Raw genomic sequence first — 15,924 nt, forward strand, 5'->3', positions numbered from 1 at the left:
TCGGGGACGGATAACCTGCCCACCCGCACGGGCGCCAGGGGCATCGCCCTTTCCCGTCCCGGCGCGCTTATATAATGAGCGATTCGCTCTTTTCGGGCCACTTCCCCCCGTCATGTCCGCTGTCAGTCTAGAAAACGTCTCCAAGATCTACTCCCCGCGCCAAAGCGGCTGGCGGAAGCTGCTCGGGCGCGCGCCCGGATCCGGCTTCCAGGCCCTGGACAACGTCAGCCTGAACATCGAGCACGGCGAGTTCTTCGGGCTGCTCGGCCCCAACGGCGCCGGCAAGACCACCCTGATCTCGATTCTCGCCGGCCTGGCGCACGCGTCCTCCGGCCGGGCCACGGTCTGTGGATACGATGTCGTGGCCGACTACAAGTCGGCACGGCGGGCCCTGGGCGTCGTGCCTCAGGAACTGGTCTATGACCCCTTCTTCACGGTGCGCGAAACCCTGCGCATCCAGTCGGGCTATTTCGGCCTGCGCAAGAACGACGACTGGATCGATGAGATCCTCTTCAACCTGGGGCTGGCGGACAAGGCCAACGCCAACATGCGGGCGCTGTCCGGCGGCATGAAGCGCCGCGTGCTGGTGGCCCAGGCGCTGGTGCACCGCCCCCCCGTGATCGTGCTGGACGAACCCACCGCGGGCGTGGACGTGGATCTGCGCCGCACGCTGTGGGAATTCATCTCGCGCCTGAACAAGGCCGGCCACACCATCATGCTCACCACCCACTACCTGGAAGAAGCGGAAGCGCTGTGCGGCCGCATCGCCATGCTCAAGCGCGGCCGCATCGTGGCGCTCGACACCACCCAGGCCCTGATGGCCCGCGTGGGCGGCGTCGACCTGGAAGACGCATTCGTCCGCATCATGCACCAGGGCGACGAGCCGGCCGCGCCCGCCCTGCAACCCGAAGAGATTTCGTCATGACCCAGCCCGCAGCGACCGCCAGCCAGCCGCTGGTGCACCCCCGCCTGGACGCGGGCTCCGGCTTTCCCACCCTGCTGCGCAAGGAATTGATGCGCTTCTGGAAGGTCAGTTTCCAGACGATCGCCGCGCCGGTGATCACGGCGCTGCTGTACCTGCTGGTCTTCGCGCACGTGCTGGAAGGGCGCGTCATGGTGTATGGCAGCGTGCCCTACACGGCGTTCCTGATCCCCGGGCTCATGATGATGAGCATGCTGCAGAACGCGTTCGCCAACCCCTCGTCGTCGCTCATCCAGAGCCGCATCACGGGCAACCTGGTATTCATGCTGCTGCCGCCGCTGTCGCACCGCGACATCTTCGCCGCCTACGTGCTGGCCGCGATCGTGCGCGGCCTCGCGGTCGGCCTGTGCGTCTGGGTGGTGGCGCTGTTCTTCGTGTCGCTGGTGCCGTCGCACCCGCTGTGGCTTGCCGTGTTCGCCGTGCTGGCCTGCGGCATCATGGGCGTGCTGGGCCTCATCGCTGGCCTTTGGTCCGAGAAATTCGACCAGCTCGCCGCCTTCCAGAACTTCCTGATCATGCCGGCGACCTTCCTGTCCGGCGTGTTCTATTCCATCCACACGCTTCCCGCCTTCTGGCAGAGCGTGTCCCACTGGAACCCCATCTTCTACACCATCGACGGTTTCCGCTACGGATTCTTCTCGGTGTCGGACGTCTCCCCGTGGCGCAGCCTGGCGGTGGTGACGGGGGTGTTCCTCGCGCTATCGCTCTACGCGCTGCGGCTCCTGGCCAGCGGCTACAAACTCAGGAATTGACGTCCATGCTTCCCACTCCCGCGCAAGTCCGCCAATACATCGCGGACGGCCTGCCCTGTGAACATCTCGACGTGCAAGGCGACGGCTCGCATTTCGACGCGGTCATCGTCAGCGCCGCCTTCGAAGGCAAGCGCCTCATCCAGCGCCATCAACTGGTCTATGCCGCATTGGGCGACCGCATGAAGGCCGAGATCCATGCGCTCTCCATGCGCACCCTGACGCCCGACGAATACCGGCAGGCGGGCCAATGATGGACAAGCTACGCATCACCGGGGGCTCGCCGCTGCATGGCGAGATCTCCATTTCCGGCGCCAAGAACTCGGCCCTGCCGATCCTCTGCGCAAGCCTCCTGACGGCCGATACGCTGACCCTGTCCAACGTCCCCCACCTGAACGACACGGCCACCATGCTGCGCCTGCTCGGCCAGATGGACGTGCACGCGCAGCGCGGCAAGGACGGCGTCGTCACCCTGCGGGCCGACAAGGTCGGCAAGCTGGAAGCCCCGTACGAGCTGGTCAAGACCATGCGCGCCTCCATCCTGGTGCTGGGCCCGCTGGTCGCGCGCTTCGGCGAGGCCCGCGTCAGCCTGCCCGGCGGCTGCAGCATCGGCCAGCGCCCCGTGGACCAGCACATCAAGGGCCTGGCGGCGCTGGGCGCGGAAATCAGCATCGAGCACGGCTTCGTGGTGGCGCGGGCCAAGCGCCTGAAGGGCGCCTCGGTCCGCACCGACATGGTCACCGTCACGGGCACCGAGAACCTGCTGATGGCCGCCGTGCTGGCCGAGGGCCAGACGGTGCTGGAGAACGCCGCCTGCGAACCCGAAGTGGTGGACCTGGCTGAATTGCTCATCAAGATGGGCGCGCGCATCCAAGGCCACGGCACCAGCCGCATAGTGATCGACGGCGTGGAGCGCCTGCACGGCGCCGAACACCGCGTCATCTCCGACCGCATCGAGGCCGGCACCTTCCTGTGCGCCGTGGGCGCGGCGGGCGGCGACATCGTCCTGCGCAACACCGACGCCGGCATTCTCGGCGCCACCCTGGACAAGCTGGTCGAAGCCGGACTCACCATCGAAACCGGCCCCGACTGGATCCGCGGCGCCATGTCCTCGCGCCCCCGCGCCGTGGGATTCCGTACGCAGGAATACCCGGGCTTCGCCACCGACATGCAGGCCCAGGTCATGGCCCTGAACACCGTGGCCGAGGGCACCTCGGTCATCGAGGAAACGATCTTCGAGAACCGCTACATGCACGTGCAGGAGCTGCGCCGCATGGGCGCGGACATCGGCATCGACGGCCACACCGCCACCGTGCGCGGCGTGCGGCGCCTGTCGGGCGCCACCGTCATGGCCACCGACCTGCGCGCCTCGGCCAGCCTGGTCATCGCCGGCCTGGCCGCCGAGGGCGAAACCCTGGTCGACCGCATCTACCATCTGGACCGCGGCTACGACCGCATGGAACTGAAGCTGCGCGCCCTGGGCGCCGACATCCAACGCGTCAGCGGCAAGGAGAATGCTTGATGAGCGAGACGACCACGCCCCTGACCCTGGCGTTGTCCAAAGGGCGGATCTTCGAGGAAACCATGCCCCTGCTGGCCGAGGCCGGCATCGAGGTCCCCGAGAACCCCGAAAGCTCGCGCAAGCTGATCCTGCCCACCAGCGATCCCGGCCTGCGCCTGATCATCGTGCGGGCCTCGGACGTGCCCACCTACGTGCAGTACGGCGCGGCCGACATCGGCATCGCGGGCAAGGACGTGCTGATCGAGCACGCCAAGGAGCAGCCCGGCGGCCTGTACCAGCCCATCGACCTGAACATCGCCAAGTGCCGCCTGGCCGTGGCGGCACGCAAGGGCTTCGACTACGAAGGCGCGGTGCACCAGGGCGCGCGGCTGCGGGTGGCCACCAAGTATGTGCATTCAGCCCGTGAACACTTTGCGTCCAAGGGCGTGTACGTAGACATCATCAAGCTGTATGGTTCGATGGAGCTGGCGCCGCTTGTCGGCCTGGCCGATTGCATCGTGGACCTGGTTTCCACGGGCGGCACGCTGCGCGCCAACGACCTGGTCGCCGTGGAAGACATCATGCCCATCTCGTCGCGCCTGATCGTCAACCAGGCTGCGCTGAAGACCCGTGGCGCCCGCCTGCAACCCCTGCTGGACGCTTTCGAAAGAGCCGCTGCCCGCAACGCCTGACCCCCGCCCGCCGCGACGCCGCGGCGGCCGTTACCTGCTTGCCCCATGACGCCATGGCCCTGATCAATCGTCTCGACTCCCGCGATCCCGGATTCCAATCCGCCCTGTCCAAGCTGCTGGCCTTCGAGGCCACCGAGGACGAGTCCATCGACCGCGCCGCGGCCGGCATCCTGGCGGACGTGCGCGCCCGCGGCGACGCCGCCCTGGTGGAATACACGCAGCGCTTCGACCGCATGCCCGGCGCGTCGGCCGAAACGCTGGAGATCCCCAAGGCGGACTGGCATGCCGCCCTGGCCGCGCTGCCGGCCGCCCAGCGCAACGCGCTGGAGGCCGCCGCCGACCGCGTGCGCAGCTACCACGAACGCCAGCGCGCCGAGACCTGGACCTACACCGAGCCGGACGGCACGATGCTGGGCCAGCAAGTGACCCCGCTGGACCGCGTGGGCCTGTACGTGCCCGGCGGCAAGGCCGCCTACCCGTCGTCGGTGCTGATGAACGCCATCCCGGCCAAGGTCGCCGGCGTGCAGGACCTGATCATGGTCACGCCCACGCCCGACGGCGTGCGCAACCCCATCGTCCTGGCCGCGGCCGCCATCGGCGGCGTGGACCGCGTGTTCGCCATCGGCGGCGCGCAGGCCGTGGGCGCGCTGGCCTACGGCACGGCCACCGTGCCGGCCGTCGACAAGATCGTCGGCCCCGGCAACGCCTACGTCGCCGCCGCCAAGCGCCGCGTGTTCGGCGTGGTCGGCATCGACATGATCGCCGGCCCCAGCGAAATCCTGGTCATCTGCGACGGCAAGACGCCGGCCGACTGGATCGCCATGGACCTGTTCTCGCAGGCCGAGCACGACGAGCTTGCGCAGTCCATCCTGCTGTGCCCGGACGCCGCCTTCATCGAAGAGGTCCAGGCCGCCATCGAACGCCTGCTGCCCACGATGCCGCGCGCCGACATCCTGCGGACCAGCCTGGCGAACCGCGGCGCGCTGATCCTGGTCCGGAGCCTGGAAGAAGCGTGCAGCATCGCCAACGACATCGCGCCCGAGCACCTGGAGATCTCCACCGAGCAGCCCGAGAAATGGACGGCGCAGATCCGCCACGCCGGCGCGATCTTCATGGGACGCTTCAGCTCCGAGGCCTTGGGCGACTACTGCGCCGGGCCGAACCACGTGCTGCCGACCTCGCGCACGGCCCGCTTTTCGTCGCCGCTGGGCGTCTACGACTTCCAGAAGCGCTCCAGCCTGATCCAGGTCTCGCACCAGGGCGCGCAGACCCTGGGCCGCATCGCCGCCGAGCTGGCGCTGGGCGAGGGCCTGCAGGCGCACGCCGCCAGCGCCCAGTACCGGGTCGACAAGCCATGAGCCCTGCCCCGGCGGAAAGCATCGCCGGCCGCATCGCCGGCACGGTCCGGGCGGACATCCGCGAGCTGGCCGCCTACCCCGTGGCGCATGCCGACGGCTGCATCAAGCTGGACGCCATGGAATGCCCCTACGAACTGCCGGAAGCGGTTCGCGAGGACATCGCCCGCGCCGTGCGCGATACTCCGCTGAACCGCTATCCCGCCGCCGACCTTTCGGCGCTGAAACGGGCCATCAAGACGGCCTTCGGCGTTCCGGAGGCGGCGGACGTGCTGTTCGGCAACGGCTCGGACGAACTCATCCACCTCGTCGTGCAGGCCTGCTGCAACCCCGGCGACACCGTGCTGTCGCCCTGGCCCTCGTTCGTGTATTTCGATATGGCGGCGCGTTTCGACCACGCCCGCTTCGTGGGCGTGCCGCTGACGGACGACCTGGAGCTCGACCTGCCGGCCATGCTGGCCGCCATTCGCGAACACCGGCCCAAGGTGGTCTTCCTGGCGGCGCCCAACAACCCCACCGGGGGATTGTGGCCCGACGACGCGATCCAGGCCATCATCGCCGCCGCCCCCGGGCTGGTGGTGCTGGACGAGGCCTACCAGCCCTTCGCCGGCAGCACCTGGATGCCCCAGGTGCTGGACGCGCCCAACGTGGTCGTCATGCGCACGGTGTCCAAGATCGGCCTGGCCGGCCTGCGCTTCGGCTATCTGGCCGGCCATCCCTCCTGGGTCGCCGAACTGGACAAGGTCCGCCCGCCCTACAACCTGGACGTGCTCACCCAGGCGACCTTGATGGCCGTGCTGCGCCACAAGGCGGTGCTGGACGAACAGGCCGCCCGGCTGCGCGCGGACCGCGAACCGCTGGCGGCCGCCCTGGCCCGGCTGCCCGGCGTACGGGTATTCCCTTCCGCCGGAAACTTCGTTCTTGCCCGCTTTTCCGGCAAGCTGGACGGCAACGCCGTGCATCTCGCCCTGAAAACGCGCAAAATATTGATTCGCAACTTCTCCAACGCCCATCCGCTACTGGCCAACTGCCTGCGCATCTCGGTGGGCGCCCCGGCTGAAAACGCCGCCTTGCTCTCCGCCCTGCAAGAGATTTTGAGTGCTTAACATGCGTACCGCAGAGATCACCCGCAACACCAACGAAACCCGCATCCGCGTGGCCATCAACCTCGACGGCACCGGCAAGCAGACGATCGACACCGGCGTGCCCTTCCTGGACCACATGCTGGACCAGATCGCCCGCCATGGCCTGATCGATCTCGACATCAAGGCCGAGGGCGACCTGCACATCGATGCGCACCACACGGTGGAAGACGTGGGCATCACGCTGGGCATGGCCATCGCCAAGGCGGCCGGCACCAAGGCCGGCCTGCGCCGCTACGGCCATGCCTACGTGCCGCTGGACGAAGCCCTGTCGCGCGTGGTGGTGGACTTCTCGGGCCGGCCCGGCCTCGAGTACCACATCCCCTTCACCCGCGCCCGCATCGGCGATTTCGACGTGGACCTGACCCGCGAATTCTTCCAGGGCCTGGTCAACCACGCCCTGATCACGCTGCACATCGACAACCTGCGCGGCTTCAACGCCCACCATCAGGCGGAAACGGTGTTCAAGGCCTGTGGCCGCGCGCTGCGCATGGCCCTGGAAGTCGACCCCCGCATGGGCGACGTCGTGCCCTCCACCAAGGGCGTGCTGTAACGTTCGCGATCCCACCGCTCCAGGCAGACAGAAGTGACCACTATCGCCATCGTCGACTACGGAATGGGCAATTTCCACTCCGTCGCCCGCGCCTTGAAGTACGCCGCTCCCGACGCGGACGTCCGCATCTGCAACCAGCCCCAGGAGATCGCCGCGGCCGACCGCGTCGTGTTTCCCGGGCAGGGCGCCATGGCGGACTGCATGCGCACCCTGAATGAATCCGGCCTGCGCGAAGCCGTCGTGCGCGCCGCGCGCGAAAAGCCCCTGCTGGGCGTTTGCGTGGGCGAACAGATGCTGTTCGATTCCAGCGAGGAAGGCGGCACGTCCTGCCTGGGGCTGTTTCCCGGCGTCGTGCGCCGCTTTTCGGGCCCGCGCTTCGCGGACCCGCTCGCCGGCGACGGAGCCTGCCTGGCCGATACCGGCTCCGCGGGCCCGGCCGACACCAGCCCCGAGCGCCTCAAAGTGCCCCACATGGGATGGAACAAAGTCCGCCAGACGCGCTCTCATCCTATCTGGGCCGGCATTCCGGACGAAACGCACTTCTATTTCGTCCATAGTTACTACGCCGACCCGGCGGATCCCGGCCTGACCGTTGGTGAAACCGATTATGGCCTCGCCTTTACCTGCGCAGTGGCGGCAGCTAACATTTTCGCGGTGCAGTTTCACCCCGAAAAGAGCGCCGAGCACGGTTTGCGCCTGTATCGCAATTTTGTAGACTGGCAGCCGTAGGCCCTGGCCTGCGTCCGCCCGCCCATTCAACCCCTATATTTTCTCGCTGCCCACCATGCTGCTGATCCCCGCCATCGATCTCAAAGACGGGCGCTGCGTGCGCCTGCGCCAGGGTGACCTGGACGATGCAACGGTGTTCTCCGAAGACCCCGCCGCCATGGCTTCCCGCTGGCTCGAGCAAGGCGCCCGCCGCCTGCACCTGGTCGACCTGAACGGCGCCGTTGCCGGCAAACCCAAGAACGAAGCCCCCATCAAGGCGATCCTCGACGCCGTGGGCGAAGACATCCCCGTGCAGATCGGCGGTGGCATTCGCGACCTCGACACCATCGAACGCTACCTCGACGCCGGCATTTCCTACGTGATCATCGGCACGGCCGCGGTCAAGAATCCAGGCTTCCTGCAAGACGCCTGCGGCGCCTTCCCGGGCCAGATCATCGTCGGCCTGGACGCCCGCGACGGCAAGATCGCAACCGACGGCTGGAGCAAGCTGACGCGCCACGACGTGCTGGACCTGGCCAAGAAGTTCGAGGACTACGGCTGCGAGGCCATCATCTACACCGATATCGGCCGCGACGGCATGCTGTCGGGCGTCAACGTCGAAGCCACGGTCCGGCTGGCCCAGCACGTGCGCATCCCCGTCTACGCCTCGGGCGGCATCGCCGGCATCCAGGACATCGAAGCGCTGTGCGCCGTCGAGGAAGAGGGCGTCGAAGGCGCCATCCTGGGCCGCAGCATCTACGAAGGCACGCTCGACTTCCAGTCGGCGCAGGCCCGCGCCGACGAATTGGCAAAATGACCACCTCCAGCAGCACCCCCGGCGCCGGCGCGCCCACTGCCAGCGCGCTGACCCGCCGCATCATCCCCTGCCTCGACGTCACCGCGGGGCGGGTCGTCAAGGGCGTGAACTTCGTGAATCTGGCCGACGCCGGAGACCCCGTCGAGATCGCCCGCCGGTACAACGAGCAGGGCGCGGACGAGCTCACCTTCCTGGACATCACCGCCACCAGCGACGGCCGGGACCTGATCCTGCCCATCATCGAACAGGTGGCTTCGCAGGTCTTCATCCCGCTGACGGTAGGCGGCGGCGTGCGCCAGGTCTCCGACATCCAGCGCCTGCTCAACGCCGGCGCCGACAAGATCAGCATCAACAGCGCGGCCGTGGCCAATCCGGAGCTGGTCCGCGCCGCCTCCGACTACCACGGCTCGCAATGCGTGGTGGTCGCGATCGACGCGCGCCGCGTGTCGGCCCCAGGCGAACCGGCCCGCTGGGAAGTCTTCACGCATGGCGGCCGCAAGGCCACCGGGCTGGACGCCGTTGCCTGGGCCCGCCGCATGGCGGCCTACGGCGCCGGTGAAATCCTGCTGACCAGCATGGACCGCGACGGCACCAAATCCGGCTTCGACCTGGAACTCACGCGCGCCGTCTCGGACGCCGTGCCGGTGCCCGTCATCGCCTCCGGCGGCGTCGGCAACCTGCAGCATCTGGCCGATGGCGTCACCACCGGCCGCGCCAGCGCGGTCCTGGCCGCCAGCATTTTCCATTTCGGCCAGCACACCGTGGGCGAATGCAAGCGCTTCATGGCCGAACAGGGCATTCCTGTGAGGGTGTAGCCCACCCCCGAAGCGCCTGCGGCGCTTCCCCCTCAAGGGGGCGCCACTGCGGACCGGCTGGACGGCCCCACCCCCGAAGCGCCTTCGGCGCTTCCCCCTCAAGGGGGCGCCGCCGCGGACCGGCTGGACGGCCCCACCCCCGAAGCGCCTTCGGCGCTTCCCCCCTCAAGGGGGCGCCGCTGCGGACCGGCAAAGCCGGCTCCGCGCGGCCCCGCTTGGGGGTGGATCGTTTGCTGATGATGGGGGTGCCTCGAATGCAGGAAAGCGGTGGAACACCCCTGTTTGGGCCGGCTTACGCGTGCAACAAGGTATTGCCGTAAGATTATGGATTGCGCCGCGCTGGTTTTGGGTATTGCGCGCGGGACTATGGATAGAGAAATGAGCAACGAACCCGCCTGGATGGCCGATGTCGTCTTCGACGAAAACGGCCTGATACCCGCCATCGCTCAAGACGCCGAAAACGGCCAGATCATGATGGTGGCCTGGATGAACCGCGAGTCCCTGGCCGAAACGGCTGCCACGGGCCGCGCGGTGTACTGGTCGCGCTCGCGCCAACGGCTGTGGCGCAAGGGCGAGGAATCCGGCCACGTCCAGGAAGTCCACGAACTGCGCCTGGACTGCGACGGCGACGTGATCCTGCTCAAGGTGCACCAGCAAGGCGGCATCGCCTGCCACACCGGGCGCGCCAGCTGCTTCTACCGCCGCCTCGAGGGCCAGACCGACCAGGCCTCCTGGGCCACGGTCGATCCCGTGCTCAAAGACCCCGAACTGATCTACAAATGACCAACCAAGCCGCAAGCGCCGCCGACATCCTGGCGCGCATCGCCGACACGCTGGAAACCCGCCGCCCCGAGAACGGAGGCGACCCCAAGGCTTCCTATTCCGCCAAGCTGCTGGCCAAGGGCCCCGACGCCTTCCTGAAGAAAATCGGCGAGGAAGCCACCGAACTGGTCATGGCCGCCAAGGACGGCGTGCCGGACCGCATCGTCAGCGAAACCGCCGACCTGTGGTTCCACTGCCTGGTGGCGCTGACCCACTTCAACCTGCGCCCCGAAGACGTATTGGCCGAGCTGGCCCGCCGCGAAGGGCTGTCGGGCCTGGCGGAAAAGGCGAGCCGCCCCCAAGACTGACCACGGAAACCCGGAAAATGAGCGACAACTGTATCTTCTGCAAGATCGCCACTGGCGACATCCCGTCCAAGAAGGTCTATGAAGACGAGGATTTTGTTGCGTTCCACGACATCAATCCGGCCGCGCCGGTGCATTTATTGCTTATCCCTCGACGTCATGTCATATCCATGCAGGATATTACGTCCGAGGACGCAGGTTGGTTGGGTAGAATGATGTCATTGGCGCCGCGGCTCGCCGCCGAAAACGGCTGCCGGCCGGGCCCTGATGGCGGATTTCGGATCATGATCAACTCTGGCGTCGAAGGCGGCCAGGAAGTCCCGCATCTGCATTTCCACATCATCGGCGGCTCGCGCCCCTGGAAAGGGCGCGTAGCCCCCCCCGCGTAATTCGGAGAAACATCATGGGTAGTTTCAGCATCTGGCATTGGTTGGTCGTCCTGGTCATCGTGGCGCTGATTTTCGGCACCAAGAAGCTGCGCAATATCGGCTCGGACCTGGGCGGAGCGGTCAAGGGTTTCAAGGAAGGCATGAAGGAAGCCAATAGCGACAAGCCCGCGGAACCGATCGCGCAGCAGCGCGTCTCCGGCGAAACCATCGACGTGCAGGCCAAGGAAAAATCCAACTCCTGAGCCTGCGCCAGCCTCCCGGGCCCGCCTTGACCAGGCCGGCCCCCATCGCATCACCTTCCAAGCGGCCGTCGAATGTTTGATGTCAGCCTCACTGAACTGATGGTGATCGGCGTCGTCGCCTTGATCGTCATCGGACCCGAACGCCTGCCCAAGGTGGCCCGCACCGTCGGCCACCTGCTGGGCCGCGCGCAACGTTACGTCAATGACGTGAAGTCCGATATCCAGCGCGAGATCGAACTCGACGAGCTGCGCAAGTTCAAGAACGAAATGGAAGACGCCGCCCAGGGCGTGCAGAAATCCCTGAACGAAACGCAAGCCTCGCTCCAGGAACCGGTCCAGCAGTTCCGCGCCGAGCTCGACGAGGTTGCCCGCGCCGCCAGCGGCACGGCCGCCGCGGAGGCTCCCGCCGAGCCCGCCCGTACGATCGCGCCGCCCGGCCAGAACCACAACCTGGACCTGGACCTTCCTCCGGCGGCCGAGCCCGCGCCGGCTGCCGCCGCCCCGCAACCCGCCCCGGCGCCCAGCGCGCCCAAGGCTGACGAGGCCAAGCCCGTCTTGCCCTCCGGAACACCGACGTGACCCAGGACGCCACCCAAGAAGAAGGCCAGCAGGAGACCTTCATCTCCCACCTGGTCGAACTGCGCACCCGACTGCTGCGCGCCGTCGCCGCCGTGGTCGGCGTGTTCATCGTGCTGTTCATCTACCCCGGCGCGTCGGCCATCTACGACGTGCTGGCCCAGCCCATGCTCGCGTCGCTGCCGGAAGGCACGCGCATGATCGCCACCGGCGTGATCACGCCCTTCATGGTGCCCGTCAAGGTCACGATGATGGCCGCCTTCATTCTGGCGCTGCCCGTGGTGCTGTACCAGGCCTGGGCCTTCGTGGCGCCGGGGCTGTACAAGCACGAAAAACGCCTGGCGCTGCCGCTCATCGTATCCAGCACCTTCCTGTTCATCGCGGGCATGGCATTCTGCTATTTCGTGGTGTTCCGCACGGTATTCCATTTCATCGCCACGTTCGCGCCACAGTCCATCACGCCCGCGCCGGACATCGAGGCGTATCTCAGCTTCGTCATGACCATGTTCATGGCGTTCGGCATCACGTTCGAAGTGCCGGTGGCGGTGGTGCTGCTGGTGAAGATGGGCGTGGTCGAACTGTCCAAGCTGAAGTCCGCCCGCGGCTACGTGGTGGTGGGCGCCTTCATCATCGCCGCCGTGGTCACGCCGCCGGACGTGGTCAGCCAGTTCATGCTGGCGGTGCCGCTGTGCCTGCTCTATGAGATCGGGCTGATATGCGCCCGCATGGTCACGCCCAAGCCTGACGCGGCGGACGACGCGGCGTCGGGCTCCTTGACCGAACGCCAGTAACCCCCCGGACGGTCCTGCATCAAAGCAGGACCGTTTCACGTTGTAGGCCACGGGTTGCAATCCTAAATTGCAGCCATGTCACTTGCCCAGCGGCTGCACACCCTGATGCGGTGGCGCGGCATCAAAAGCCAGAACCAGTTGGCGCGTATATCCGGCGCGTCGCAGTCCTGCATCCACCGGATCCTCACCCGCAACGACCGCTATGAGCCATCGCGTGCCACCTTGCTGCGGCTTGCCCGCGCGCTGGACACCAGCGTGCCATGGCTGACGGACGGGGTGGCGCCCGGCCCAGGCTCAACCTGCAACGGCGCCTGCCAGCACAACGAGGCCGACGACCCCTATGACACCGAAATCCGGGCGCTGCTGCGGCAGCACTCCGAAAGCGTCAAGAAGGCCGTGCTGCAGTTGCTCCGCCTGATGCGGAAGGAAGCTTCATAACGCCCTAACGCGGCTTACCCGGACGAGTGCCCACCACCACCGCCAGCTCCGCCGGCTTGCCGCCACGCAGAATGCCCAGCGTGGCGCGCTGGCCCGGCGGCAACTGCGCGATCTCGGACAGCAGGCTAGTCGTGTCGACCATGCGCTTTCCATTGACCGACTGCACGATGTCGCCCACTTTCAGGCCGCTTTTTGCTGCGGGCCCGTCGCGCATCACGCCGGCGATGATCACGCCCGTCGTATTGCGGTCCAGTTCGAAAGCGCGTGCAAGTTCCGGCGTCACGTCCTGCGGCTCCACTCCCAGCCAGCCGCGCTTGACCCCGCCGGTCTTGACGATCTCGTCCATGACCTTGCGCGCAATCTCGATAGGCGTGGCGAAACCGATGCCCATCGATCCGCCTGACTCCGAATAAATGGCGGTATTGATGCCCACCAGGTTGCCCTCGGCGTCGATCAGCGCGCCCCCCGAGTTGCCCGGGTTGATCGCCGCGTCGGTCTGGATGAAATGCTCGTACGTGTTCAGCCCCAGCCCATTGCGGCCCAGCGCCGACACGATGCCCTGCGTCGTGGTCTGCCCCACGCCGAACGGATTGCCGATGGCCAGCACCACGTCGCCCACGCGCAGCCCCCGGTCTGGAGCCAGCGTGGCGGCCGGCAGGGAGCGCAGGCTGGCCAGCCGCAGCACCGCGAGGTCCGTGTCCGGGTCCGCGCCCACCACCTTGGCGGCGTCGCGGCGGCCATCGGTCAGCGCGACCTCGATCGCATCGGCAGCCTGCACCACGTGATAGTTGGTCAGCACGTAGCCGTCCTGGTTCACGATCACCCCGGAACCCAGGCTGGTCGAAGCCTGGCGCCGCGTCACGCCCGGCACCTGGCCGAACAGCTGGCGCAGCACCGGATCGTCTGGCAGCGGGATCAGCGGCACGTTGACGTGCTTGGTGGTGTATACATTGACCACGGCCGGCGCAGCGCGCGCCACGCCGTCGGCGTAGGACACCATCCCCATGGCGCGCCCGGCGGGCGGCCTGGCCGCCGCCGTGGCGGCTTGCGGCCCGGCAGCCGGGCCGGCCAGCCGCAGCAGGTCGGGCCGCAAGGTCGTGACCACGAATAGAATACCCAGGCAGACCGTGACGGCCTGAGCGAATATCAGCCAATATCGGCGCATGTTTCTGATAGGACAAGCAATGAGTAAAGTGGACTCCCGCGTCCTGGCCAGCTGGCTGGACGACACCCTGCAAGCGGCGCGCTTCAAGGACTATTGCCCGAACGGGCTGCAGGTGGAAGGCCGATCCGAAATTGGACACATTATCGCCGGAGTCACGGCAAGCGAAGCCTTGCTGCGCGTTGCGGTCGAACGCGGCGCGGACGCGGTGCTGGTGCACCACGGCTGGCTCTGGCGCAACGAAGACCGCCGCGTCATCGGCACGCGCCGCGCGCGCATGGCCCTGGCCCTCAAGAACGACCTGAACCTCTACGCCTACCACCTGCCGCTGGACGCGCATCCCACGCTGGGCAACAACGTGCAGCTGGCCCGCGTGCTGGGCCTGGTCCCGGCGCTGCGCGATGACGGCTCGCCGCAAACCTGTGGGCCGGACAACCTGGTCTGGCTGGGCGAGGCCACCGGCGTGAAAACGCTGGGCCAGCTGGGCGAGCGCGTGGCCGAGCGCCTGGGCCGGCAACCGCTCGTCGTGGGCGACCCGGACCAGCCGCTGGCGCGGGTCGCCTGGTGCACGGGCGGCGCCCAAGGCATGCTGGCCGACGCCGTGGACGCCGGCGCCAGCGCCTATATCACGGGCGAAGTGTCCGAATCCACCGTGCACCTGGCTCGCGAAACAGGCGTCGGCTTCATCGCGGCGGGCCACCACGCCACGGAACGCTACGGCGTGCAGGCGCTGGGCCAGGCCGTGGCGGAGCGCTTCGGGATCAAGGTGGAGTTCGTGGATATCGACAACCCTGCTTGAACGACTGAGGTAGAAGAAGAGCCCCCACGCCGCGCTCCTGACGGAGCTAGCTGCCCCCCAAGGGGGCTGTCCCACCTTGGGGCGGCCCGACGGTGGGACGAGGCCCCCACGCCGCGCTCCTGACGGCGCTGGCTGCCCTCGCAAGGGGCTGTCCCACCTTGGGGCGGCCCGGCGGTGGGACGAGGCCCCCACGCCGCGCTCCTGACGGCGCTGGCGGGGACATTGCGTCATAAGCGCCCTGCGGGGCGCTTTTTCATTTCCGGCGGCCTGGGCGTCCCTGGCGCCGCTACGCGTCGCATCCGGTCAATCGCGGTTCTCTCCCTGTCAACTCTGGCGGGCGCACACCGCCCTAGCATTCCATGCATCGGCTCGCGATCCGGCCTTTCCCGGCCGGGCGCCCCTCATGCGGATCTCCAAGAATGCTGACACTGCACGACCACCCACGCTCCGGCAACTGCTACAAGGTCCGGCTCTTTCTCGCCCTTATCGGCAAGGAATATCGCAGCGTCTTTGTCGATGTCCTCGCGCGCAGGAACCAGACCGAGGAATTCGAGCGCATCAGCGCGTTCCAGCAGGTCCCCGCGCTTGTCGACGACGATCTTGCCATCTGGGACAGCCACGCCATTCTTCTCCATCTTGCCCACACGTACGCGCCCGGGTGGCTCGCGCCCCAGCCCTATCTCGGCGCCATGTACGCCTGGATATCGGTATCCGCCAACGAAATCGCGAACAGCCTGCAGCCCCTGCGGCTGACCCGCGTGGTCAGCAACGCCGAGGCTGCGCACCACCTGGGCGTGAGCGAGACGCTGCTGGACGTGCCCGGCATGGAGCGCCGCACTGAACGCGTCCTGCGCCGCATCGACAAGCGCCTGGCCCAACACGCCTGGCTGGCCGGCGCCGATGCGCCGACCGTGGCCGACATCGCCTGTTACGGCTACTTGGCGCTGGCCGAGGAGGCCTCCATCGACATCGCGTCCTACCCCGGTATCGCGGCATGGCGGCAACGCATCCGGCAATTGCCTGGCTACGTTCCGCCCGGCCCGTAGATAGCCCGCGCCGACACATACCAATAAACAGCAAGGAGGA

21 protein-coding genes are annotated in these 15,924 nt (G+C 67.5%); 20 read left to right on the forward strand and 1 reads right to left on the reverse strand.

Features of this window, described 5'->3' with window-relative positions:
• Positions 1–112 precede the first annotated feature (112 nt).
• From JL37_RS14975 to JL37_RS15060, 18 genes are all read left to right on the forward strand, one after another.
• Positions 113–925 carry an ABC transporter ATP-binding protein gene (locus JL37_RS14975; RefSeq protein WP_043545030.1) on the forward strand — a complete coding sequence of 271 codons (813 nt, stop codon included), beginning with the start codon at positions 113–115 and terminating at the stop codon, positions 923–925.
• Positions 922–1,734: an ABC transporter permease gene (locus tag JL37_RS14980; protein ID WP_043545031.1), complete on the forward strand. Its 813-nt coding sequence runs from the start codon at positions 922–924 to the stop codon at positions 1,732–1,734. The genes JL37_RS14975 and JL37_RS14980 overlap by 4 nt, the downstream gene beginning before the upstream one ends.
• 5 nt (positions 1,735–1,739) lie before the next feature.
• Complete coding sequence (locus tag JL37_RS14985; RefSeq protein ID WP_043545032.1) at positions 1,740–1,985, forward strand: BolA family protein; 246 nt, start codon at positions 1,740–1,742, stop codon at positions 1,983–1,985.
• Positions 1,985–3,253, forward strand: a complete 1,269-nt coding sequence (gene murA, locus JL37_RS14990) for a UDP-N-acetylglucosamine 1-carboxyvinyltransferase (protein ID WP_043545095.1) — start codon at positions 1,985–1,987, stop codon at positions 3,251–3,253. The genes JL37_RS14985 and murA overlap by 1 nt, the downstream gene beginning before the upstream one ends.
• A complete protein-coding gene (gene hisG / locus JL37_RS14995; protein ID WP_043545033.1) occupies positions 3,253–3,924 on the forward strand; it encodes an ATP phosphoribosyltransferase in 672 nt (223 codons plus the stop codon). The genes murA and hisG overlap by 1 nt, the downstream gene beginning before the upstream one ends.
• Positions 3,925–3,977: 53 nt before the next feature.
• Entirely contained in the window at positions 3,978–5,282 is a 1,305-nt protein-coding gene (gene hisD, locus JL37_RS15000; protein WP_043545034.1) for a histidinol dehydrogenase, read from the forward strand.
• Entirely contained in the window at positions 5,279–6,385 is a 1,107-nt protein-coding gene (gene hisC / locus JL37_RS15005; protein ID WP_043545035.1) for a histidinol-phosphate transaminase, read from the forward strand. The genes hisD and hisC overlap by 4 nt, the downstream gene beginning before the upstream one ends.
• Position 6,386: 1 nt before the next feature.
• Positions 6,387–6,974, forward strand: a complete 588-nt coding sequence (gene hisB / locus JL37_RS15010; RefSeq protein ID WP_043545036.1) for an imidazoleglycerol-phosphate dehydratase HisB — start codon at positions 6,387–6,389, stop codon at positions 6,972–6,974.
• Between the two features lie 33 nt (positions 6,975–7,007).
• Complete coding sequence (locus tag JL37_RS15015; protein WP_043545037.1) at positions 7,008–7,703, forward strand: imidazole glycerol phosphate synthase subunit HisH; 696 nt, start codon at positions 7,008–7,010, stop codon at positions 7,701–7,703.
• A gap of 55 nt (positions 7,704–7,758) precedes the next feature.
• Positions 7,759–8,499, forward strand: coding sequence for a 1-(5-phosphoribosyl)-5-[(5-phosphoribosylamino)methylideneamino]imidazole-4-carboxamide isomerase (hisA, locus tag JL37_RS15020; protein ID WP_043545038.1), 741 nt, complete (start codon positions 7,759–7,761; stop codon positions 8,497–8,499).
• On the forward strand, positions 8,496–9,314 hold the full coding sequence (hisF, locus tag JL37_RS15025; protein ID WP_043545039.1) for an imidazole glycerol phosphate synthase subunit HisF: 819 nt from the start codon (positions 8,496–8,498) through the stop codon (positions 9,312–9,314). The genes hisA and hisF overlap by 4 nt, the downstream gene beginning before the upstream one ends.
• Positions 9,315–9,692: 378 nt before the next feature.
• Positions 9,693–10,097 (forward strand): phosphoribosyl-AMP cyclohydrolase, encoded by a 405-nt coding sequence (gene hisI / locus JL37_RS15030; protein WP_043545041.1) that lies wholly within the window; start codon positions 9,693–9,695, stop codon positions 10,095–10,097.
• Complete coding sequence (locus tag JL37_RS15035) at positions 10,094–10,444, forward strand: phosphoribosyl-ATP diphosphatase (RefSeq protein ID WP_043545043.1); 351 nt, start codon at positions 10,094–10,096, stop codon at positions 10,442–10,444. Before hisI ends, JL37_RS15035 begins: the two co-directional genes overlap by 4 nt.
• A gap of 17 nt (positions 10,445–10,461) precedes the next feature.
• Positions 10,462–10,830 (forward strand): histidine triad nucleotide-binding protein, encoded by a 369-nt coding sequence (locus JL37_RS15040; RefSeq protein ID WP_043545045.1) that lies wholly within the window; start codon positions 10,462–10,464, stop codon positions 10,828–10,830.
• A gap of 14 nt (positions 10,831–10,844) precedes the next feature.
• On the forward strand, positions 10,845–11,072 hold the full coding sequence (gene tatA / locus JL37_RS15045; protein WP_043545046.1) for a Sec-independent protein translocase subunit TatA: 228 nt from the start codon (positions 10,845–10,847) through the stop codon (positions 11,070–11,072).
• A 72-nt stretch (positions 11,073–11,144) separates the two neighbouring features.
• Complete coding sequence (gene tatB, locus JL37_RS15050; RefSeq protein WP_043545047.1) at positions 11,145–11,651, forward strand: Sec-independent protein translocase protein TatB; 507 nt, start codon at positions 11,145–11,147, stop codon at positions 11,649–11,651.
• Positions 11,648–12,439 (forward strand): twin-arginine translocase subunit TatC, encoded by a 792-nt coding sequence (tatC, locus tag JL37_RS15055; RefSeq protein ID WP_043545048.1) that lies wholly within the window; start codon positions 11,648–11,650, stop codon positions 12,437–12,439. The genes tatB and tatC overlap by 4 nt, the downstream gene beginning before the upstream one ends.
• A 75-nt stretch (positions 12,440–12,514) precedes the next feature.
• Positions 12,515–12,877, forward strand: coding sequence for a helix-turn-helix domain-containing protein (locus JL37_RS15060; RefSeq protein ID WP_043545049.1), 363 nt, complete (start codon positions 12,515–12,517; stop codon positions 12,875–12,877).
• 4 nt (positions 12,878–12,881) lie between these two features.
• Here JL37_RS15060 and JL37_RS15065 read toward each other — a convergent pair whose 3' ends face one another.
• Entirely contained in the window at positions 12,882–14,042 is a 1,161-nt protein-coding gene (locus tag JL37_RS15065) for a trypsin-like peptidase domain-containing protein (RefSeq protein WP_043545050.1), read from the reverse strand.
• Between the two features lie 19 nt (positions 14,043–14,061).
• Between JL37_RS15065 and JL37_RS15070 the strand changes: the two genes are divergently transcribed.
• Positions 14,062–14,838 carry a Nif3-like dinuclear metal center hexameric protein gene (locus JL37_RS15070; RefSeq protein ID WP_043545052.1) on the forward strand — a complete coding sequence of 259 codons (777 nt, stop codon included), beginning with the start codon at positions 14,062–14,064 and terminating at the stop codon, positions 14,836–14,838.
• Between the two features lie 419 nt (positions 14,839–15,257).
• Positions 15,258–15,884 (forward strand): glutathione S-transferase family protein, encoded by a 627-nt coding sequence (locus JL37_RS15075; protein WP_043545054.1) that lies wholly within the window; start codon positions 15,258–15,260, stop codon positions 15,882–15,884.
• The last annotated feature ends 40 nt before the right edge of the window (positions 15,885–15,924 follow it).

This window comes from Achromobacter sp. RTa, from assembly GCF_000757485.1.
Classification (GTDB): Bacteria; Pseudomonadota; Gammaproteobacteria; order Burkholderiales; family Burkholderiaceae_B; genus Achromobacter.